Below are 21,266 nucleotides of genomic sequence, written 5' to 3' on the forward strand. Positions count from 1 at the left end.
GAGTTTAGAGTTTTTAAATACCAACTTCGGCGCTTACTGTAACGGAAAAAACAGGTCCAAATAGGCGGATAAAATGGTCTCTCCCCACAAGGCGGCGATCGCTGCACCCAGTGCGAGAAAGGGTCCAAATGGCATGGGTTTACTGCGTTCCAGCCACCCCAAGGCGACTGCACCCCCGCCGATAAAGGCACCGGCAGCACAAGCAATAAAACCGCCTAAAAGCATCAATTTCCACCCTAGCCAAGCCCCCATCATTGCGGCGAGTTTGGCATCCCCGGCCCCCATTGCGGTTTTTCCAAAGGCGATCGAACCGAGAAAGGAAATGCTATCCAACAGCCAAATCCCGAGCACTGCACCGATTACCCCGACCATTAACTGATGAGGAATTCCTTGGACATCGGAGGCGATCGCCCACCCGGTGACTATCTGAAACCCTAATCCCGCCACCAATCCTGACTGGGTAAGCTTGTTCGGCAGGGTCATGGTATCCAAATCAATAATTGAAAGGGCCAATAACCAACTAAAAAAGACCCAATACCCCATCATTTGCAGCGGGTTTTCCCAGGTGAACAATGCCACCACCATGAAGATAAGGGCGGTTAAGGCTTCGATGATGGGATACCGGACGGAAATCGGACTTTTACAGTGAGCGCAGCGACCCCGCAAGCGCAACCAGCCGAAGACTGGCACGTTCTCAGTTTTACCCAGTTTATGCAGGCAATGGGGACAGCGTGAAGGGGGCCACAGCAAGGATAACCCCGCAGGAATCCGGTACGCTACCACGTTGATAAAGCTGCCGATGGAAGCACCCAGGGTTAAGGCGACTGCCACCGCTGCGATCGCAACAATCACATCTATATGGTTTGTCATTTGTCATTTGTCATTTGTCATTTGGGGTGTTTTTATTCAAGTTTTAGGGTTAGTTATTACTGATTAACAATAGGTAATCATCAGAATTTAATAAAAAGTCCGAACTTTATGGTGTCCGGTGATAATAATAGCTCATTCCTGCTAATAGAGTCCGGCTTCAAGCTGATCGAAGGGCACAAAACATTCGGTCAGCAATAAAGCAGGCTTTTTGGTAAAAATGAGCTGACCTCGATAAGTAAAGCGATCGATGGCTACCCCGAGAGGACGCTGAATCCCATCGGGATGAACGTCTTTGTACGCTCGATAAAGCAACCTTGCGGCTTTGAGCAAAGTCGGGTCAAGCAACTGCGGGGAGGCGATCGGGCTATCGTCTTGGAGTTGTGGTGCAGCGTACATGAGCGAGCAACCTTAATCGTAAAGTTTAAGTGGATACGGGAAAAACATTGGTGCTGGTCATGGTTTGATTGTAGTCTACCCACTCTTAAACTGTGGCGATCGGCCTCCCGAAAATATCTATCTAAAGAAGGAAAATCATCAACCCTTAATCCTTTGTCCCCCTTAATGGAGGGTTTCACCCCTCACTTAAACCCCCACCTTGCAGCAGAAAACTTGGCTAATCTGCTCATTTATTAATGGTGGCAGCAGAAAATAAACAACAAAGTGCCAACGTTTACCGGATTCATGGAGCGCCAGGATTTAAGGGATAATTTTTTTCAGGATTGCTGCAACCTGACCATATTTTTCTCCTACCAACCCATCTAATTCGTGGTGTTCTATGTCTTCGCCTGATCCGAGTTTACTGGTCCATTTCCCCGAATCTAATTGTCGGGCAGCATGAGTAGGTGTTCTATTTGAATCGGCATAGAGTGCTACTTTTTGAAAACCCACCTCTACGGAAGCCGTTTCACAAACCTCATATCCGAAAGATGCAAAAACCTGAATAAATGCTTCTAAACTTTCTTCTCGTTTCATAGGGGGCGGCCAATACTGTTGCCCCATTTCATCCGGCCACCACCATTTCGAGGTATCTTCTAACGCCCAAGCAATACAATTATAATCAATGGTATCCGAGCTGGTTAATCTATATCCACTCTCCAGTAAATTCGGGTAATCGGCTTCAATCCATCCCCTAACTTCTGCTCTCCAGGCTGAATTCCCAATCGGTTCATTCTCTACCATTTATAACCTTTTTGCTTCCCCCACTCCAGCCAATATCGGATCATCTCCTGAGTTTGACCTCGTTTTTCTGGGGGAACCGGATCTTCGCGACTAATTGCTTTTAATGCCCAGAACCATTGTCCGGACTTTCGTTCCAGTTCTCGGAGTAATAAAGGGATAACCGCTTTCCCCATGCCAATAATCTGCTGATAGGCAGGATGCATGGATGATTTATTGGTAGAAGAGATTCCCCGGGTTTCTCTACGCCATTGATAGGCCAATTCTAGGAAGGTCTTTTCTGATTCAGGAACAGTCGGATCTACATTTTGAACGGCGTAGTTGGCGCTATTTTCCCAAATGCCAGGTTTCTTGAACCCGTATCGCACAAATATTATCTCATTATCCAGGATTACATTAGCCGCTTTAGATAAGGGGTAAAGAAAAACCCCCGATTCCAACAATGTGGCTAATCGATGCTTAAATCTCTCTAATTGATTTAGATTAACATGAGTAAATTCCTCAGAATTTTGGAGAAATTCCCCCATAAAGTTAATGACTTCCTCCTGGGTAAACTCATATTTATTAGACAAATAATAGAGATAAATCAACAATTCTAGGATTTCGGAAATACGTTCTTGACTGATTGTGATAACTTGACTCGCTACCGTTTTCGTTAACTCTTCTAACTCCAAGGTAGGCTGTACAATTTTTAATGACTGCACCATATCTTCTATGGTTTTATTATCCAGTTCTATTAACTGGTTTAAAAATGGATAATATTGAAGCGGCATTTGGGGGATTTTCATGGTATTTGTATCTGGATAATGTTGTAAAACCTATTAATAAATTATGTTAAAATAACATAATTCAATCTCGGTGATAACTCATCCATAAAATAGCAGGCTGTAACCCAGTTTTACTGTTCTTTCTTTCTATAGCTCTTACAAACCGATCGCTTTCCATGTAGCCGCACTCCTTTCGGATTGGCAATGACCCGTTGCTCAATAGCAAAAATCTCCGGGAGTCTTGGACCCCGAGAAAAAAGGGTTTAAAAAAATTAATGGGCGATACTGGATTCGAACCAGTGACCCCTTCCGTGTGAAGGAAGTGCGCTACCACTGTGCTAATCGCCCGCACGATTTACTACAATAGCATGGCTTGCCCAAAATGCACAAGCCCTTTGCTAAAAAAAATTTTACCCGTCCCTAACCCTAATCCCCTTGGGGATATTCCTCCCATAATCCCGAGATTTGCCGCAAACTCTGGAAATCGCCATTCCCCAAAATCAGATGATCCAGGAGGGGAATTTGTAACAATTGTCCTGCTTGCAATAACTGGCGGGTGAGTTGAATATCTTCGGGACTGGGTTCTAAACTCCCCGAGGGGTGATTGTGGGAAATAATTGCCCGGGTGGCACCATGTCGCAAGACTTCTCGAAAAATCTCTCGCGGATGGGCGAGGGTCTCTGTTGCTGTACCAATGGTGAGCAGTTTGGTTCCAATCAGGCGATTTTTTACATCCAGCAGCAACAACGCAAATCGTTCTTGCGGTTGCCACATCAGTTCATGAGAGAGGGCCGCTGCTGCTGCCTCGGGACTATCGATTTCTTTGCGTTCGGGGGGCCTGGAATAAAAGGTGCGCTTGCCAAGTTCGATCGCCGCTAAAATTGTGGTGGCTTTTGCTGGTCCCACGCCGGGAATTTCCATTAGTTCCTGGGGGGACATCTCCCGCAAAACTTCCAGGGGGTCTCGCTGATTCTCTCCGAGTTTCTGTAAAATGTACTGCCCGAGTCCCACAGCGGACAATTTTCCGGGTCCTTGTCCCGTACCTAGAAGCATGGCAATCAGTTCGGCAGTTGCCAGACTTTTGGGACCATAAGCGATCAATCGCTCTCGGGGACGCTCATTGGTGGGGATATCTGCAATTCTGAGGCAATAGGTCATGGGCCAACCCAAAACTCATTCAGGAGCGAGTTTATCATAAGGCCGAGGTCTAAACCAAGCGATCGCCTCTAGGCTTGCATGAACTTCCATAACATCTAACAATGGGCGATACTGGATTCGAACCAGTGACATCCTGCTTGTAAGGCAGGCGCTCTACCACTGAGCTAAACGCCCTTTTTTCCCGACGGATCACATCATAACACAGTTTTTGGAAATTTCATGCCATCTGGTCGAACTCATGACGAAATTACTTTGTGGAGCTTACCGTTGGTGGCAGGAGGGACTTACGCGCAGACCCGCAGCAGCAGTCTGACGCTGATTGTTGCCGGTGGTTTTTTGTTTAGTGGACTGATGTTTGGCCCCGATTTGGATATCTATTCTCAGCAGTTTCAACGCTGGGGGTGGTTGCGGTGGATCTGGCTCCCTTATCAACAAAGTTTACATCATCGCTCGTTTTGGTCTCATGGGCCATTGGTGGGGACGGCGTTACGGATCCTGTATTTGGGGATTTGGATCGGGGCGATCGCCTTTGGAGTTGTCCTGGTGGGGGATTATCTGGGACTCTTGACTTGGAATGCGCCAATGGCATCAGCGGCGATCGCCCGTACCCTCAAACAGCACCCACTGGAAGCAGTCGCCCTCTTCATCGGATTAGAACTGGGGGCCATGAGTCATTCTCTCAGTGATTGGATTGGATCCGCTTACAAGCGATTCAAAAAATACGGATGGTCTGCTATTTTTAATCCGGGCACCAAACCCCGCACTCCAACCAAAAAACGCATCAAGCGTCACGCCTCCCGCAATACGCGCCCCCAAAAAGCCTCCACCAAGGGCAAATATTAAGTCTTATCCCGGTTTGAAATATAGTGGAGACGATGCCCACAAGAGATACTATCCATAACAGTGTTAAAAAAGCCCTCATCAAAGAAGGTTGGCAAATCACTGACGATCCTTATATCATTTCATACGGTGAGCGGTTTTTGTTTGTCGATCTAGCTGCTACGGAATCATCAATCAATGATGCGGTAGCCGGACAATTCATTGGTGCTGAACAGAAAAATAAGCGGATTGCTATTGAAATTAAAGCCTTCCGCAACCCCTCTGCGATCGCCGATTTAGAGCAAGCTATTGGTCAATATATTCTTTATCGGTTGTTACTCCAAGAGGTCGATCCAGACCGGCTGATTTATTTGGCGATTCCTGAGATAACTTACTTAGATATATTTAGGGAACCAATTGGTGATCTAGTGATCTCCAAACTTTCTATCAAATTAATTATTGTAGATATCCAAGAAGCAGAGGTAAAACAATGGATACCAGCCAGACCTATCGAGACATTGTAAAACAGGTGATTCTAGGTTACGCTCAATTAAAGCCCTCTCACGGAGACATCCGATTAGATCCAGTTTTTGATGAAACTAGAGACCGCTATGCGCTGATGCAAGTCGGGTGGGATAGAGGCCGTCGAGTAAGAGGTAATTTAATTTATGTGGTCTTACAAGATGGTTGTGTTTATATTGAATATGATGGAATGGAACGCAGTATTACCGAAGATTTAATGAATCAAGGTATTCCCCCAAATAAAATTGTTTTAGCTTTTTTGTCCGATACTGAAAAAGTGCTAGTTGTCTAAAATTTTTAATTTTTTGGTATAGAAGTCTACTGTAGTAACCCAGGTATCACCCTAAATGTCAAATCCTGAATTTGTCAACTCAATCCCTTCTCATTCTGCCGCCTTACCTGCCTTGGAAAAGTTAATCCAGGTGGTGGCACAGTTGCGATCGCCTGAAGGGGGATGTCCCTGGGATTTAGCCCAAACCCCCGAAAGTTTAATCCCCTACATTATTGAAGAAGCCTACGAAGTGGTCGATGCCATTAAAAGTGGGGATAAACAAGCCATTGCTGAAGAATTAGGCGATTTATTATTACAAGTCGTCTTGCAATCTCAAATTGCCAGTGAAGTCAACCAGTTTACTCTGACTGAAGTCGCCGATGGCATCGCGGAAAAGCTGATTCGCCGACATCCCCATGTCTTTGGAAATGTCGAGGTGAGTAGCATTGAGGAAGTCCGCACCAATTGGGAGCAAATCAAGGCAGAAGAGAAAGGGGAAACTGGAACGGAAGTTAAACCCCTGAGTGATAAACTTGGTCGATATGCTCGGACTTTGCCCCCTTTGATGGCGGGAATGAAGATTTCTGAAAAAGCCGCTGCTGTGGGATTTGAATGGGATAATATTGAGGGAGTCTGGGAGAAATTTGAGGAAGAATTAGGGGAATTCCGCTATGCGATCGCCCATGAAAATAAGGCGCGACAACAGGCGGAATTAGGGGATTTATTATTTGTTGTAATTAATCTTGCCCGATGGTATGATTTAGACCCCTCGGAGGGGTTATCAGAAACAAATCATCGATTTGTCCAGAGATTTTCTAAACTGGAAGCGGCTTGCGATCGACCTCTTTCTGAATATAGTATTGAAGAATTAGAAGAAGTTTGGCAACGCATTAAAGTGCTTTTGGCGAAACAAAAGCAGGGGTGAGGGAGATGGGGAGATAGGGGAGATGGGGGAGACCGCCATCGAGATGGGGGAGATAGGGGAGATGGGGGAGATAGGGGAGATGGGGGAGATAGGGGAGATAGGGGAGATAGGGGAGATAGGGGAGATAGGGGAGATAGGGGCAGCAGAATTTCCCCCATCCTCCCCATCCTCCCCATCCTCCCCATCCTCCCCATCCTCCCCAACTCCCCCATCCTCCCCATCCTCCCCATCTCCCCCAACTCCCCCAACTCCCATGCTAAAATCGGGCCTAGATATTTCAGGAAAAGTTGATGGTTAATATCACTGAGAATGCATCAGCAGAGATTGCAGCAGGTTTTCATGCCTTTTCTGACCCGTTGCGGATTTCCATTTTGGAGTTGCTGCGCGATCGCGAGTTGTGTGTCTGTGAACTGTGCGAAATTCTCAACGTGAGCCAGTCTAAGCTATCGTTTCACCTCAAAACCCTCAAGGAAGCGGCTTTAGTTCGTGCGCGCCAAGAAGGTCGCTGGATCTACTACAGTCTCAATATCCCTCAGTTTGCCTTCCTCGAACAGTACCTCGCTGAGTACCGCAGGTTTAGTCCCATTCTCCCGGCAAGGCCCTGTAATGGGGCATCCTGACTCTCTCCTTTACTAAAATTTAACCTATTTAATCAAATTTTATTGATATATTTATCCGAGTACCCCGTAATTGTTTTTAGGGGAAAGGGTTATGAACGCAACAGCACAGCGGGTTTTAAGCAGCGTGAAACGGTGGACAGCGATCACGGGATAGCCAGTTGTGAACCCTCCCCCTGACTTATATCAAGTTTTGTTGAAATAAATTGACTCATCAACTTTTATTGATGTAAGATTTAAAGCGATAGAGCTTGTAAGGAGGAGGGAAATTGTCGTGAATGAGGCAAACGAGCAGTTGAGACAACCTGTAAAAGCCGGTGGCAAACTGAGTGTTTTTGAGCGATACCTGACCCTGTGGGTCTTTCTGTGCATCATTGCAGGCATCGCCCTAGGCAAACTGTTTCCCGGAGTCGCCGTTGCTCTAGATGCTATGAGCATCTATCAGGTGTCCATTCCGATCGCCATCTGCCTGTTTTTCATGATGTATCCGATCATGGTGAAAATCGATTTCACCCAGGCAGCCAATGCAGTTAGAGCACCGAAACCTGTACTGTTGACCTTAGTTGTGAATTGGTTGATTAAACCCTTCACAATGGTTGTTTTTGCTCAATTTTTCTTGGGTTGGTTATTTCGGCCCTTAATTGTGGGTACGGAAATTATTAACAACGAAACAATTGATATCGCCAACTCTTACATTGCCGGAACCATTTTATTAGGAATTGCGCCTTGTACCGCAATGGTGCTGATGTGGGGATATCTTTCTTTTAGCAATCAAGGACATACCCTGGTGATGGTGGCAATCAACTCTCTAGCCATGTTATTTTTGTATGCGCCGCTCGGTAGATGGTTGCTGGCAGCCAATGATTTAACCGTTCCCTGGCAAACCATTGTTTTATCAGTGCTGATTTATGTGGGATTGCCTTTGGCGGCTGGGATGTACAGCCGATATTGGATTCTCAAAAATAAAGGTCGTCACTGGTTTGAACGGGAATTTTTGAAATATTTGACCCCAATTTCCATTACGGCATTGCTGATTACATTGGTGTTGCTATTTTCGTTTAAGGGAGACTTAATTGTTAACAATCCCCTCCATATTTTGTTGATTGCTGTTCCCCTGTTCATTCAGACAAATTTTATTTTCTTAATCAGTTACGTGGCGGGATTAAAACTGAATATGGCTTATGAAGATGCGGCTCCGGCGGCTTTAATCGGGGCGAGTAATCATTTTGAAGTAGCGATCGCCACGGCGGTGATGCTCTTTGGCTTAAATTCCGGTGCAGCACTGGCAACGGTAGTTGGGGTTTTAATCGAAGTGCCGGTGATGTTAATGCTAGTAGAGGTTTGTAAGAAGACGGCGAACTGGTTTCCCCGAGAACCCGAGAAGGCAACATTACGGGATCCCCGTTGTTTTCCGAGCTTCAAATAAACCCTATCGGGGAGAGTTTTACAGAAATTTGACCCCAAATTTTCCAAAGTTTAGGAGAAAAGAGTCAGGATGAAGAAAGTCATGTTTGTTTGTAAGCGCAATTCCTGCCGATCGCAAATGGCAGAAGGATTTGCCAGAACCCTGGGTGAGGGAAAAATTGAAGTCACCAGTTCCGGTTTAGAATCCAGTCGAGTCCATCCGACTGCGGTGGAGGTGATGGAAGAAATCGGGGTGGATATTAGTCATCAAACCTCGGATCCCTTAAGGGATTTTAAAGCAGAGGATTATAATGCGGTGATTTCCCTGTGTGGTTGTGGGGTGAATTTACCGGAAGCATGGGTATTGCGAGAAGTGTTTGAGGATTGGGAATTGGAAGACCCCGATGGGAAATCGTTGGAGACATTTCGGACTGTGCGGGATGAGATTAAAGCGCGGGTGAGCAAACTGATAGAAGCGATCGCTACTGAAGTTCCGGCATAAGGCGACGATCTGGGGAGAGTTGACTCAATGAATAGAGGCGATCGCCCAAGTGGAGAACAACAGAGCGATCGCTTTTCCTTACTCTAAAAACGACAAACGACAAATGACCAATGACAAATTTTGAGCCCCCTCCCCCGACAACGCCAGGGGACTGGCGGCGATTTTCTACGGAACCCGATTACGCTGGCCCCTCTGTTGCACTGATTTACCACATTTATTGTCAAATTCGCTACATTTTACCACTTCCAAACCCCCGTGGGCAGGGGAATGAGATAGAATTGCAAGGCATCCGGGCAAAACTTTAAGGCCGAGACTTTAACACCTATTAACCCAATCTTTACCCTAAAGCGGTATTCTGCAATCGTGATCCTCACCAAAATACCAAACCCTACCCATTCACATCATGCGTTTACCAAATCCCATTAAACCGGCTCAAATGGCCTTTTCCCTGTCAGTTATTGCACTAACCTTGGGGATCGGGGCTTGCCAGGGACCCACTGCCACCACCACTGCGCCGGAGGGCAATGCAGCCTCTCCCGAGGGCAATAATGCAGCCCCTGCAGGAACCGGCAAACTCGCCTTAACCCAAGCTGTCAACTTAACAGGTGCGGGAGCAACTTTTCCCGCGCCGATTTACCAGCGTTGGTTTCAGGAATTTAATCAGGCAAATTCTCAAGTTCGCACTAATTATCAATCCGTTGGCAGCGGTGCTGGCGTCCAGCAGTTTTCGTCAGGCACTGTAGATTTTGGGGCCAGCGACGTAGCCATGAAGGATGAAGAGATCCAAGCGATGAACCGAGAGGTTCTGATGCTACCGATGACCGCAGGTGGCATTGTCTTGGCTTATAATTTGCCTGGAGTGGAAACCGGGCTGAAGCTTCCTCGGGAGGTCTATGTGGATATTTTATTGGGGGAGATTACCCAATGGAATGACCCGCGCATCGCTCAAGCGAATCCGGGCGTGAACTTACCCGATCAAGCGATCGCCGTGGTTTATCGTTCCGATGGAAGTGGAACCACAGGAGTGTTTACCCAACATCTCTCGGCGATTAGTGAAAAGTGGAAAGAGCGCGTCGGTGAAGGGAAAACCGTAGAATGGCCGACGGGAATTGGCGGAAAAGGGAACGAAGGCGTTACCGCTTCGATTCAACAAACTGTAGGTGCGATCGGATATGTTGAGTATGGCTATGCCAAAAATAACAATATCACTATGGCCGCTTTAGAAAATAAATCCGGCAATTTTATTGCTCCAAGCAGCGAAGCCGCGAGTAAAACCCTAGCAGCAGTAGAACTCCCAGATAATCTGCGAGCCTTCATTTCCGACCCCGAGGGACCGGACTCTTATCCCATTGTTAGTTATACTTGGCTGCTGGCTTACAAAGAGTATTCTGATCCCCAAAAAGCTCAAGCCCTCGAAGCAGTGATTGAGTACGGATTGAATGAAGGACAACAGCTGGCCCCCGAGTTAGGGTACATTCCGCTCCCGGCGAATGTCAGACAGAAAGTGGCCCAGAAAGCGGATGTGATTAGCGCTGAGTATGACATTGAAGTAAGCGAATAGCCGTCCGGTTTTGGTATTCAAGGAGATAGCAAGCAGTCCACTCCGCTTGCTATCGTTCCAAACTTCTATTTTTCTATAATCGAAGGCGATAGAGTAAAGCGCTTAATTTATTTTAAGGAATGAGTAAACGAGCTGAAACTATGAATAGGGACGAGGAAAGAGCGATTCAACCTCGCCAACAACAAGAGCGCGTGATGGATAGTGGTTTTTTTTGGGTCACGCGCATTTTTGCATTTGCGATCGCGGGGATTTTGGTCTGGATAGCGATCCAAATGGCGAAGGACGCCCTGCCTGCGATGCAAGCCTTTGGCTTGAATTTTTTTACCTCCAGCTCCTGGAATCCCGTTCGGGATGAGTATGGAGTCTGGCCGATGATTTATGGGACCCTGGTCTCGTCAGCCCTGGGTTTACTGTTTGCAGTTCCCCTAGGAGTGGGGACTGCTATCTTTTTAAGTGAAAATTTTCTACCCAAATCAGTTCAGACAGTTCTGGTGTTTATGGTGGAGTTGTTAGCCGCCATTCCCAGCGTGGTGTATGGATTGTGGGGAATTTTTGTACTTATTCCCTTTCTGCGACCAATCGGGCTTTTTTTGCATAAGACCTTGGGCTTTTTACCCATTTTTTCCACCAGTCCAGTGGGCCCGGGGATGTTACCCGCCGGGATCATTTTAACGATTATGATTTTGCCGATTATTACGGCAATCTCTCGGGACTCGTTGGCGTCGCTGCCACCGGATTTGCGGCAGGCATCCCTAGGGTTAGGGGCGACCCGCTGGGAAACAATTATTCGAGTTTTAATTCCAGCGGCATTTTCGGGAATTGTGGGCGGGATTATGTTGGGATTGGGCCGTGCGATGGGAGAAACGATGGCCGTTACGATGATTATTGGGAATTCTAATGACCTAAAATTCTCTCTGCTGGCTCCTGGAAATACGATCGCCTCCCTGTTGGCAAATCAGTTTGCAGAAGCCTCGGGCTTGCAAATTTCTGCTTTGATGTATGCAGGTTTGGTTTTATTTCTGCTCACCTTAGTGGTGAATATTGGTGCCGAGTTAATTGTTCGGAAAGTCAAGAAGTTTTAGTCATTGGTCATTGGTCATTAGGATGGCTGAATAATCAAGACAAACCACAAAGGACAAATGACAAATGACAAATCACAGTTGTTTAGGGGTGCAATACCCAGTCTGATATGTCACAGCCTTTTTCGAGTCACAGCGACGATTTGTACAACGCTACCCCAGACGGGGAGCAGCTAATGCGGAACTATAAAAGTCCGCGATCGCTGTTTGTCTGGGTGATGACCCTGTTATCCGGTGCTTGTTTAGTGATCACCCTGATCCCGTTATTTGCGGTGATGGTTTATGTCACCATTAAAGGGTTTAACCGGCTAAATTTGGACTTGTTTACCCAACTTCCCCCTTCTGCGGGGATGGAAGGCGGCGGGATTGCCAATGCGATCGCCGGGACTCTGATTATGGTGGGGATCGCCGCTGCCATTAGCGTTCCCATCGGGGTGTTTGGGGCAGTTTACTTGTCGGAGTTTAGTTCCGTGGGTGTAGCCCGGTGGATTCGTTTTGCCACGAATGTCCTAAGTGGAGTTCCCTCGATTATTGTCGGAATTTTTGCCTACGGTATCATTGTATTAGCGACCAAACAGTTCTCGGCTTTTGCCGGGGGGGTGGCGCTCTCGGTGCTCATGCTACCGATTGTGGTGCGAACCACCGATGAAGCCCTGCAAATCGTTCCTCCTGATGTGCGATGGGCGTCGGTGGGGGTGGGAGCGTCCAACTATCAAACCGTCTTGAGGGTGGTGCTACCGGCAGCGTTACCTGCTATTATCACAGGACTAACGCTGGCGATCGCCCGGGCTGCTGGAGAAACGGCTCCCTTAATTTTCACGGCTCTATTTACCTTTTTCTGGCCCCAAGGTTTGTTTGAACCAGCCCCCTCTTTGGCGGTGTTGGTTTATAACTTTGCCTCCGTTCCTTATGCCAGTCAACAAGAACTGGCTTGGGCTGCCTCATTGATTTTAGTGTTGTTGGTTCTACTCACTAGCATTTTGGCTCGCTGGGCCACTCGGAAAAGCATTTATTAACGACAATGCTTTCTGTTCAAAATGCCACGGGGGAAATTTAAAGTTCTTAATGATCTAAAACCTCGGAAAACTGTATGATAAGATACAGCGCTCTGCTTGAGAGTAGGATTGTCGAAGTTTAAGTTTTTTCCAGTGTAGAACGATCAACCAAGCAGTTGTGACCGTTGCGATCGCACGGCCTTCTCAAAATTTTACTTCCGATCTGCTGCAACTCTGGTCAGAAGAGGTGAGCGGTTGGGGTTCGGTAGTTTGTCAACCCTAGGCTGTTGGCGCTCGATCGCATAAAAGTGGGAAACACAACTGCAGTGAAGTTGAAATATCTAGTAAAAGTCAAGGTGGATTTTTATGCCTTTCGATCGGCAAATAGCCAATCATCATTACCAAACTGAACCTCAAACAGAAGCAATTCTGCGGACGGAAAATCTTAACGTTTATTACGGAGAAACCCTCGCCCTCAAAGGGGTGAATCTGAATATCCCGAAAAAACAAATTACGGGATTTATTGGACCATCGGGATGTGGAAAAAGTACCTTACTCCGCTGCTTCAACCGTCTCAACGATTTGATTAGTGGATTCCGGATTCAGGGAAAATGTTCCTACTACAACCAAGACCTCTACGATAAAAGAATTGACCCGGTAGAGGTCCGTCGGCGCATTGGGATGGTATTCCAAAAGCCGAATCCTTTCCCAAAATCCATTTATGACAATATCGCTTATGGAGCGCGCGTCAATCGGTATAAAGGGAATCTCGATGAACTGGTTGAAACTTCATTGCGTCGCGCCGCTTTATGGGATGAAGTGAAAGATAAATTAAAGTCCAATGGTTTATCTTTATCCGGTGGTCAACAGCAACGGTTATGTATCGCCCGGGCGATCGCCATTAACCCAGAAATCGTCCTCATGGACGAACCCTGCGCCTCCCTCGACCCCATCTCAACCATGAAAGTCGAAGAGTTAATGCAGGAACTCAAAGAAAACTACACCATTGTGATTGTTACCCACAATATGCAGCAAGCCTCGCGGTCTTGCGATTATACCGCCTTTTTCAATGCCCAAGCCACCGAAGATGGGAAGCGCTTTGGCTATCTTGTTGAGTATGATAAAACGGAAAATATTTTCCAAAATCCCCGCCAAGAAGCGACTCTGGAGTATGTGAGCGGACGCTTCGGTTAACGGACCGAGTTCTTAATCGGTGAAGGGGGGTTTTAGACTGAATTCTTCAAGATTCCCCCACCCCAGGCGATCGCTGAGTTCAACCTCCTGGAAAGGCTCAAGTATCGAGGCTCGTACCGCTCCATCTCTCCTTGACCAATTCTTAAAGGGTCAGGAGTTTTTTATCGCTATTTTTCCCTGGCAAGGGAGGTGTGATAGAACCGGGTTTGATGTCTAACCCTGCATACAGACTCAGGATCGGTCCCAATGGGGGAAGAAAACCGACAAAGGGGCAGTCCGTGAACTGCCCCTACAAAATTACCGTTTATAGCGTTCCTGAACATGAATTTGAGGCGGTTCCGCTTTCCTCAAACACATATCTAAACATTCTACAACTTCCACCAAATTCATGTAAGCATCAGCCGCTTCAACTAAATTGTTGATATTCTCCTTGCTGGCATCGTCCATATCATCGCTCAAGGGCTTATGAATTAACCGGCGATCGAGGGGAAATTGTAAACGCGCATAGCGAGATTTATCTCCTATCACATAATCCGTGATATAGTGATAAACTTCACAAGGTGCATCGGTCATCACTTTAACCACGCGCCCGCCCCAAATCCATTGCAGAGTGCCCCAAGAGCGAGCTTGTTCCCAGGGAATTACCCGAGTTGCCGCACCTGTTCCAATGGAAATCACTTCCAAATCTTCTAAGCGATGACCGAGGCGGATGGCTTCAGCAACAGCGCAAGCGGTGGGATTATTCGCCGCTAAACCGCCATCAATGGCGGACATGACCTCACCATCGATGACTAATCGGTGTGCGGGAAAGAAGGTGGGAGCAGAAGCGGAACAGAGGCAAGCTTCCCAGACCGGAACGTTGGCAAATTTCTCTTTCCAGCTTTTAAAAATGATGGGCGATCGGCTGATGGTATCGTAGCTGGTAATTAACAGCTTGGCTGCCTTAATATCGCACAAGCGTTTATCGCCCAATAAATCTTTGAGCATTCGGGTCAGTCCCGCTTCGGAGAACTTGGGTGCTGAAGGGCCATGCTTTAAGAGTAAGGGCAGTCGCTTGAGGGTCCACCGGCTCTTGTAGGGAAAGACTTTTTTAGACTTTTTCCGGTACAGTTGGACAATATCCTTGCAGGGGATTCCCATCGCGATCGCTGCACCCACCATTGATCCCGTGGAAGTTCCTGCAATTAAATCAAAATGATCTCTTAAAGGCAACTGTAGTCGTTCTTCGATCCGTTGCAACATTCGCGCCGCTAATACACCACGAATTCCGCCACCATCGATGCTCAGTATCCGATAGGTCATCGTAACTACTCCTGATATTTGAATTGGGGATAAGGGGTAAAAGGGTTAAGAGATTTTACCCCGTCTCGGTGGGGTTTCCTATTCTCATTATCCTTGGCTGATTATTCTGTTCCTTGACCCTAATAGCTACTGTACTAACTCTGTAGAAGAAATCCGGAAGATTTCCGGATTCCGTGCTCTGAAGTTGGGGGCATTTTGGCAGTTCCCGACCCCTGCGCCCGATCGCCTCAAACTTGCGATCCCTAAGCTGGAACCCTTGCTATAGGGGCTTTTTTATGGTAAGACCAGACAGGGGTTATCCCCTTTGGGGGGCCATTTTTGGACCTATCCCTTCACAACATTATTTTTTAGTCATTTCTTGGGTCATTTTAGGAGTGTACTGTGGAATCCTTTCAACCTTGGTTATCGTATGTGGGAATTGGAGTCGGTGTAATCCTTGGGGGAATCGTCCTAATTTGGATTAGCGTTTCCCTAATTATTTTTGCCAAAACCAAAGGGTTACCCCAGGCGATCGGTGCCTTTTTTGCCCAAATTGCCCAAGGGGATATCAATGGGGCCTATCAGTCCACTAGCGATCGCTTTAAAAGCAAAACCTCTAAACAACAATTTGCTAAATTCATCAAAACCCACAAACTGAATCAGTATCAGCGCACTACGATGTCAATTCCCACGACGGAGGGGGATGTTCACTGTCTGGATGTCACCGTGATTTCTAAAACGGGTCGGGAAGTTCCTGTGCAAATGAAACTGGTTAAACGAGATAAAATTTGGACCGTTGATGATTTAACCTATCAATATAATAGCCCCAAAAAAGCTCCCGCTGCTGCCAAGAAATAATCGGATTCACTCCCGGGGATTGAGGGGATGAAACGGGGGAAACCCCATGAAAAATGGGAAAGCCGGTTTAGGGACTGTTCCCTCTAACCGGGCTTTCCCCTGATTAGACTAACGGGGCGATTTTCTCCCCCTCATTGAAATAAATTGCGATGGGTAAACGATTTAGCTTCGGGACCGGAATAGGTGGCCACGATTTGACCATTTCCGACTAATTGATATTTGTAAGTGACTAATCCTTCCAGTCCAACAGGACCTCGGGGGGGCATTTTTTGGGTACTAATTCCCACTTCGGCCCCGAATCCGTAGCGGAATCCATCCGCAAAGCGGGTGGAACAATTATGGAAGACTCCAGCCGAGGTAACTTGAGAGAGAAAGAGATCTGCAGCGGATTGTTCTTCGGTGACGATCGCATCAGTATGACCGGATCCATAGGTGTTGATATGTGCGATCGCCTCTTCTATGAAATGGACTACCTTAATCGACAGAATCAAGTCAGTATATTCGGTTTTCCAATCCTCCTCCGTTGCCGGTTCCCAATCCTGCAAATTCGTGGTATTTTTTAAGATATCTTGGCTTTTTTCATCCAACCGTAATTGCACCTGACGCCCTTGGAGTGCCGCAGCAACTTGGGGTAAAAATTCCGGGGCGACTGCCTCATGAACCAGCAATGTTTCGATCGCATTGCAAGCTGCCGGATACTGAGTTTTAGAATCAACGGCGATCGTTACTGCTTTTTCAATGTCCGCCAAGGCATCTACATACAAATGACAAATCCCCTCCGCATGACCCAGGACCGGAATGCGAGTATTGTCCTGGACAAACCGGACAAACTCATTCGATCCTCTCGGGACAATTAAATCTACAAAATCATCTAATTTTAATAACGCCAAGGTTTCCTCTCTCGTGGTTAACAACTGCACCACATCGGGGTCAACCTCCGTCTGGGCTAATCCTTTGCGAATTGCTTCAACAATAGCCGCGCAAGAATTATTTGCCTCTTTCCCTCCTTTCAAAATTACCCCATTGCCGGATTTAATCGCCAAGGCAGAAATTTGAATTGCCGCCTCAGGACGGGCTTCAAAAATTACGGCAACGACTCCTAATGGCGCAGAAACCCGCTTGAGAATTAAGCCCTCATCCAGTTCCCGATGAAGTTGAATTTCGCCAACTGGATCCGGAAGTTTACCCACATCGCGGACTCCAGCAATGGTTGCCTCTAGTTTGGTCCGGTCCATTTTTAGGCGGTTGTAAAGGGGTTTGGAAATGCCCTCGGCTTCGGCAAATTCACAATCTTCCGCATTTGCCCTGACAATGGACGAGGCAGCAGCTTGTAACGCTTGGGCAACTGCCTCGATCGCCTGATTTTTTGCCTCCGTGGAGAGTACCCCCAATTTCCGGGCAGCGATCGCCGTCGATTGAGCAATTGTAACTAGATTTTCCGAACCAATTTGCATGGATGTCATCGTGATTTTATCCCGTAGATTTTCTGGTTAAGACTCAAATTTTTCACGCCTACTCTAGACCAAAGAATCTTTCTAGGCGATCGGCACTTCCAAAAGAGGTGATGGATTAACCCCGGACACCTGACGCCTCCTCCCCTTGAATAGACCGGATTTAACTCAAGGGTGATGAAAGTTTGACTTTAACCAACGGCCTTAACTTTTTTCATGCTATAGCCAATTCTTTAACTTTTGTGGAGTTTTAGACCAAAACCCCGGACTTGTAGGTTATGACAGAAAGGATAGAAAACTGTCCCCAGGGGCTTGACTAAATCACCGGGTTTGGGGTATTTAGCGCCTTTTCATTGTGTACTCGTGACCTAGAGAGTAAATTATACGGCGGTTTTGTTGGGGATTTATTCCTCTATACTGCCCCGACGATTGGATTGTTTGCAGGGGCGATCGCCAGTGTGGCGTTCCCCCTACCGGGAGGAGAATTTAAGATGATTTCCTATACGTTAATAGGCTTGGGAATCGGCCTCTTGGTGAAAACCTTTGTCATGTTTCCTAACTTCGAGCAGGCCCCAGAAACTGATATTCTTACGTTAATGGGGGACCCCTACGCCAGTCCGTTGCGGGCTCAACCGGCTAAACTCAAAGGCGAACTAATTGGACGAGGAGATGCCGGATATGCCTTCGGGTCGGATTTGAAACTGCAAGACCCCAGTGGGTTGCTGTTTCTGCGTTATGCCTCCCGGTTTGGTCCGATTGGGAATGCGCTGTTTGGCATGAAGAAGGTGAACAGCCTAATCGGAATGCAGGTTCATTCCTTGGGGTGGTTCCGACGAGGAGTCGCCCCCTGGATGGATTTGATCCAGTTAGAAAGTCAGAATGAGACCAAGGTAAACAGTTATCATCGCTTCGGGTCCTTTGTCACGAGTGGCGTAATGATCATCGTCGGAATCGGTTTGCTGTTTATCGTTTAATCTGACTAGACTTGGGATTAGCAACGGTCTAAAGTTTGTAGAGACGCGACGTCGCGTCTCTATTTGTTTTAAGAGGTTTAGGATGTCATACGAACGGGAAAAACAAGTTGCCATTGATGCGGCGATCGCGGCTGCTAAACTCTGCCAAGAAGTGCGCCGGGAGATTCCGGTTGCGATGGAAAAAATTGATAAAAGCCCGGTAACGGTGGCAGATTATGGGTCTCAGGCGTTGATTTGTAAGGCATTAAATGCCGCATTTCCCGAAGATGCGATCGTGGGGGAAGAAGATGCGACGGATCTGCGCAGCAATGCCGAACAACTCCAGAAAGTGACCCATCATGTTCAGTCCCTGGTCCCGGATGCGACACCGGAACAGGTTGCGGATTGGATTGATTGTGGTAATGGGGACGTTGGGGGAAGATTTTGGACCCTAGACCCGATTGATGGGACTAAAGGATTTTTGAGACAGGATCAATATGCCGTGGCGATCGCCTTAATTGAAGACAACGAGGTGAAAGTCGGCGTCATGGCTTGTCCCGCCCTTAAGTTAGAATCGGGAGAAGAGGGGGCTTTGTTTGTCGCCGTCCGGGGAGAAGGGGCGACAATGCAGGCAATCTCGGGAGGAACTGTGCGATCGCTGCAAGTTGTTGCCGCTGATGATGTGGAAAATATGCGGTTTGTAGAAAGCGTAGAAGCCAGTCACGGCGACCAATCCAGGCAAAATGCCGTTGCCAAAGCCGTTGGGTTTACTGCTGAATCCCGGCGAATGGATTCCCAAGCAAAATATGGAATTGTCGCATCAGGACAAGCGGCATTATATATGCGCCTCCCCTCACCGAAAACGCCAGATTACCGCGAGAATATCTGGGACCATGCCGCCGGGGCGATCGTGGTTGAAGAAGCCGGAGGGCGTGTCACCGATATGCATGGCAATTCTTTACCCTTTGGCATGGGTAAAAAAATGGTCAACAACCAAGGCATTGTAGTCAGCAATGGGACCATTCACGACACAGTTCTAAAAGCCTTACAAGACTCATAAATTCTGTAAGTTTGTAGTAACGACTTCAGTTGTTACTACAAACTTTTCCCCAGAATATTCGCTTACACTGTCGCCCCTTGTTTCTGCGCCACAGCCCCGCGAATTCTTTCCAACACAAACGATTTATCTAAATACGAGAGTAAATTCCCCGCTTTCGGACCTCGGGATTTACCCATGAAGGTCAAATAAACCGCAGGAAAAGCATTCCCCGGGTTCATCTGCAAGCCTTTACTTGTCGAGAAAATAATCGTTTGTAAGGTTTCACCATCCCAACTGTCTGCCGCTTCTAAATTATTAGCTAACTCACCCAAATAAGTCACCTGTTCATCGGTCAAGTCTTGGACTTGTTCGGGAATTGCGTCAAAATAAAGCACCAGTTTTTCTTCTTCATCGGCGTAATCATTCAGCCATTTTTGGGCTGACTCAATCCGCTGATGGAGAACTTCCCAATCCGCATCTGTTAACGGTTGTTCGCAACGTTTTTGGATTTCTTCTTTAATATCCAAGTGAGGCACTTGCAGCAGGGAAATTAAGGTACTGAAATCAAAGGGTTGATAGGTTTTGACTTCATCGCCGAGTTGAGAATAAAACAGGGGTTGGAGTTCTTTGTCCTGTTTGGGGTCTTCGCCACTTTCCGGGTTAACCCCTTGATATTTCTCGATTAAGGTGTCGTAATCCCGGAATAATCGAGTGGTGGTTTCATAATTTGGGGCGAAATTAATCACCGATTTTGGTTGGGTTCGCAGCATCAAGAAACGCAGCAGTTCCGGTGGTAACAATTCGGCGATTTCTTTCGCTGCCGAACCCACTCCTTTGGAGGAACTCATTTTTGTGCCATTGACTAAAATAAACTCGTAGGGAGAATGGAATGGGGGTTGTTTCTGGAGGACTTTGCGACAAATTGCATTAGCAACATCCCGAGAACCGCCTTTTTGGGAATGGTCTTTTCCAGCGAGTTCGATGGTAACCCCAACGAGTTGCCATTTGGCAACCCATTCGACTTTCCAGGGTAGTTTCCCATTGCCATCAAAGGGGGAAATCCAGCCGGAATGTCCGCATCCGTTGACATAGTTGGTGGCGTTGGGTTCGCAGGTATAAAAGACTTCTTTGCTGTTGTAGTCGGTGACAACGGTGGTGGCAATTTTGCCGCAGTTTTCGCAGATAGTGTGGAAGGGATACCAGTTACTAGGGCGATCGGCTTTACTAACTTCTTTATAGGCTTCTCGAACCAGGTGGGAATTTTGTAAAAAGGTATCAATGTAGGGGTTGAGTTGTCCGGTTCGATACAAGTCTCGCAGGTAATAAATTTCCGGTTTAACCCCTAAGTAATCAAAGACTTCCAGGAATTCCCCCATGAAGTATTTAGCATAATCTGTCGCCTTGTCATCAGGAGAGGGGACGTTACACAGGGGGTATCCCAAATAGGGGGAAAATTTTTCGCGATCGAGATAGCTAGGAACGGTATCAAGGGCGTCATAATCATCAACGCCATACATAAATTTTACGGGCTTACCGGCGTGTTTCAAGGCGCGATAAATGACATCATGGATGATCACACCCCGCAAGGACCCCACATGAACTCGACCCGAAGGGGTTTTTGAATCATTAACGATTTGTTCGCCTTGTGCACTTTCCGCAATTTTGTCAGCCCAAAACATAGCTCAAATTACAATATGAAAACTTTCCTAGTTTAGCATGAATGTATCCGAGGAAAACAAAATTTTAGGGCTGGATGGTTGTATCCCTGTAACAGCAGGCGGTGATCCGGGATTTTTACTGGAGGGAAAGACGTTCGCTGACCCC

At 47.1% G+C, this 21,266-nt stretch carries 22 protein-coding genes and 2 tRNA genes; 14 read left to right on the plus strand and 10 right to left on the minus strand.

What is annotated here, in order from left to right:
* Positions 1-33 precede the first annotated feature (33 nt).
* The 7 genes from NG792_RS11360 to NG792_RS11390 form a co-directional block, all read right to left on the minus strand.
* Entirely contained in the window at positions 34-858 is an 825-nt protein-coding gene (locus NG792_RS11360; RefSeq protein ID WP_435387575.1) for a prepilin peptidase, read from the minus strand.
* 153 nt (positions 859-1,011) lie between these two features.
* The gene (locus tag NG792_RS11365) at positions 1,012-1,266 is read right to left on the minus strand and encodes a hypothetical protein (RefSeq protein ID WP_261235511.1); all 255 of its coding nucleotides are present in this window, start codon (positions 1,264-1,266) and stop codon (positions 1,012-1,014) included.
* Between the two features lie 300 nt (positions 1,267-1,566).
* Positions 1,567-2,049, minus strand: coding sequence for a DUF7689 domain-containing protein (locus NG792_RS11370; RefSeq protein ID WP_261198295.1), 483 nt, complete (start codon positions 2,047-2,049; stop codon positions 1,567-1,569).
* A complete protein-coding gene (locus NG792_RS11375) occupies positions 2,043-2,834 on the minus strand; it encodes a hypothetical protein (RefSeq protein ID WP_261235512.1) in 792 nt (263 codons plus the stop codon). Before NG792_RS11375 ends, NG792_RS11370 begins: the two co-directional genes overlap by 7 nt.
* Before the next feature lie 255 nt (positions 2,835-3,089).
* Positions 3,090-3,161, minus strand: a tRNA-Val gene (locus NG792_RS11380).
* A 78-nt stretch (positions 3,162-3,239) separates the two neighbouring features.
* Positions 3,240-3,971, minus strand: coding sequence for a RadC family protein (gene radC, locus NG792_RS11385; protein ID WP_261235513.1), 732 nt, complete (start codon positions 3,969-3,971; stop codon positions 3,240-3,242).
* 102 nt (positions 3,972-4,073) lie between these two features.
* Positions 4,074-4,145 (minus strand) — tRNA-Val (locus tag NG792_RS11390).
* A 45-nt stretch (positions 4,146-4,190) separates the two neighbouring features.
* Here NG792_RS11390 and NG792_RS11395 point away from each other — a divergent pair.
* From NG792_RS11395 to pstB, 11 genes are all read left to right on the plus strand, one after another.
* Positions 4,191-4,814, plus strand: coding sequence for a metal-binding protein (locus NG792_RS11395; protein ID WP_261235514.1), 624 nt, complete (start codon positions 4,191-4,193; stop codon positions 4,812-4,814).
* Between the two features lie 32 nt (positions 4,815-4,846).
* Positions 4,847-5,314, plus strand: coding sequence for a XisH family protein (locus NG792_RS11400; RefSeq protein WP_261235515.1), 468 nt, complete (start codon positions 4,847-4,849; stop codon positions 5,312-5,314).
* A complete protein-coding gene (locus NG792_RS11405; RefSeq protein ID WP_261235516.1) occupies positions 5,281-5,604 on the plus strand; it encodes a XisI protein in 324 nt (107 codons plus the stop codon). Before NG792_RS11400 ends, NG792_RS11405 begins: the two co-directional genes overlap by 34 nt.
* Before the next feature lie 55 nt (positions 5,605-5,659).
* The gene (gene mazG / locus NG792_RS11410) at positions 5,660-6,508 is read left to right on the plus strand and encodes a nucleoside triphosphate pyrophosphohydrolase (protein ID WP_261198302.1); all 849 of its coding nucleotides are present in this window, start codon (positions 5,660-5,662) and stop codon (positions 6,506-6,508) included.
* A 290-nt stretch (positions 6,509-6,798) separates the two neighbouring features.
* Positions 6,799-7,128: an ArsR/SmtB family transcription factor gene (locus NG792_RS11415; protein WP_261201900.1), complete on the plus strand. Its 330-nt coding sequence runs from the start codon at positions 6,799-6,801 to the stop codon at positions 7,126-7,128.
* 271 nt (positions 7,129-7,399) lie between these two features.
* Entirely contained in the window at positions 7,400-8,551 is a 1,152-nt protein-coding gene (gene arsB, locus NG792_RS11420) for an ACR3 family arsenite efflux transporter (RefSeq protein ID WP_261201901.1), read from the plus strand.
* Positions 8,552-8,620: 69 nt separating this feature from the next.
* Entirely contained in the window at positions 8,621-9,031 is a 411-nt protein-coding gene (gene arsC / locus NG792_RS11425) for an arsenate reductase, glutathione/glutaredoxin type (RefSeq protein ID WP_261201902.1), read from the plus strand.
* A gap of 403 nt (positions 9,032-9,434) precedes the next feature.
* The gene (gene pstS / locus NG792_RS11430) at positions 9,435-10,592 is read left to right on the plus strand and encodes a phosphate ABC transporter substrate-binding protein PstS (RefSeq protein ID WP_261235517.1); all 1,158 of its coding nucleotides are present in this window, start codon (positions 9,435-9,437) and stop codon (positions 10,590-10,592) included.
* A 140-nt stretch (positions 10,593-10,732) separates the two neighbouring features.
* A complete protein-coding gene (gene pstC / locus NG792_RS11435) occupies positions 10,733-11,674 on the plus strand; it encodes a phosphate ABC transporter permease subunit PstC (RefSeq protein ID WP_261201904.1) in 942 nt (313 codons plus the stop codon).
* A 173-nt stretch (positions 11,675-11,847) separates the two neighbouring features.
* Positions 11,848-12,687, plus strand: coding sequence for a phosphate ABC transporter permease PstA (gene pstA, locus NG792_RS11440; RefSeq protein ID WP_261201909.1), 840 nt, complete (start codon positions 11,848-11,850; stop codon positions 12,685-12,687).
* Positions 12,688-13,032: 345 nt separating this feature from the next.
* A complete protein-coding gene (gene pstB / locus NG792_RS11445; protein WP_261201905.1) occupies positions 13,033-13,860 on the plus strand; it encodes a phosphate ABC transporter ATP-binding protein PstB in 828 nt (275 codons plus the stop codon).
* 297 nt (positions 13,861-14,157) lie between these two features.
* Here the strand turns inward: pstB and NG792_RS11450 are convergent, their stop codons facing one another.
* A complete protein-coding gene (locus NG792_RS11450; protein ID WP_261201906.1) occupies positions 14,158-15,162 on the minus strand; it encodes a CBASS cGAMP-activated phospholipase in 1,005 nt (334 codons plus the stop codon).
* Positions 15,163-15,543: 381 nt separating this feature from the next.
* Here NG792_RS11450 and NG792_RS11455 point away from each other — a divergent pair, with 381 nt between their 5' ends.
* A complete protein-coding gene (locus NG792_RS11455) occupies positions 15,544-15,999 on the plus strand; it encodes a DUF4864 domain-containing protein (protein WP_261201907.1) in 456 nt (151 codons plus the stop codon).
* A gap of 131 nt (positions 16,000-16,130) precedes the next feature.
* Here the strand turns inward: NG792_RS11455 and NG792_RS11460 are convergent, their stop codons facing one another.
* Positions 16,131-17,462 carry a glutamate-5-semialdehyde dehydrogenase gene (locus NG792_RS11460; RefSeq protein WP_261201908.1) on the minus strand — a complete coding sequence of 444 codons (1,332 nt, stop codon included), beginning with the start codon at positions 17,460-17,462 and terminating at the stop codon, positions 16,131-16,133.
* Positions 17,463-17,803: 341 nt separating this feature from the next.
* On the opposite strand from NG792_RS11460, the gene NG792_RS11465 reads away from it, so the two are divergent.
* Together NG792_RS11465 and NG792_RS11470 are read left to right on the plus strand one after the other, a co-directional pair.
* Complete coding sequence (locus NG792_RS11465; RefSeq protein ID WP_261235518.1) at positions 17,804-18,424, plus strand: hypothetical protein; 621 nt, start codon at positions 17,804-17,806, stop codon at positions 18,422-18,424.
* A gap of 82 nt (positions 18,425-18,506) precedes the next feature.
* Positions 18,507-19,463 carry a 3'(2'),5'-bisphosphate nucleotidase gene (locus tag NG792_RS11470; protein ID WP_261200388.1) on the plus strand — a complete coding sequence of 319 codons (957 nt, stop codon included), beginning with the start codon at positions 18,507-18,509 and terminating at the stop codon, positions 19,461-19,463.
* 62 nt (positions 19,464-19,525) lie between these two features.
* Here the strand turns inward: NG792_RS11470 and lysS are convergent, their stop codons facing one another.
* The gene (gene lysS, locus NG792_RS11475; protein ID WP_261200389.1) at positions 19,526-21,121 is read right to left on the minus strand and encodes a lysine--tRNA ligase; all 1,596 of its coding nucleotides are present in this window, start codon (positions 21,119-21,121) and stop codon (positions 19,526-19,528) included.
* Between the last annotated feature and the right edge of the window lie 145 nt (positions 21,122-21,266).

This window comes from Laspinema olomoucense D3b (assembly GCF_025370785.1).
Taxonomy (GTDB): Bacteria; Cyanobacteriota; Cyanobacteriia; order Cyanobacteriales; family Laspinemataceae; genus Laspinema; species Laspinema olomoucense.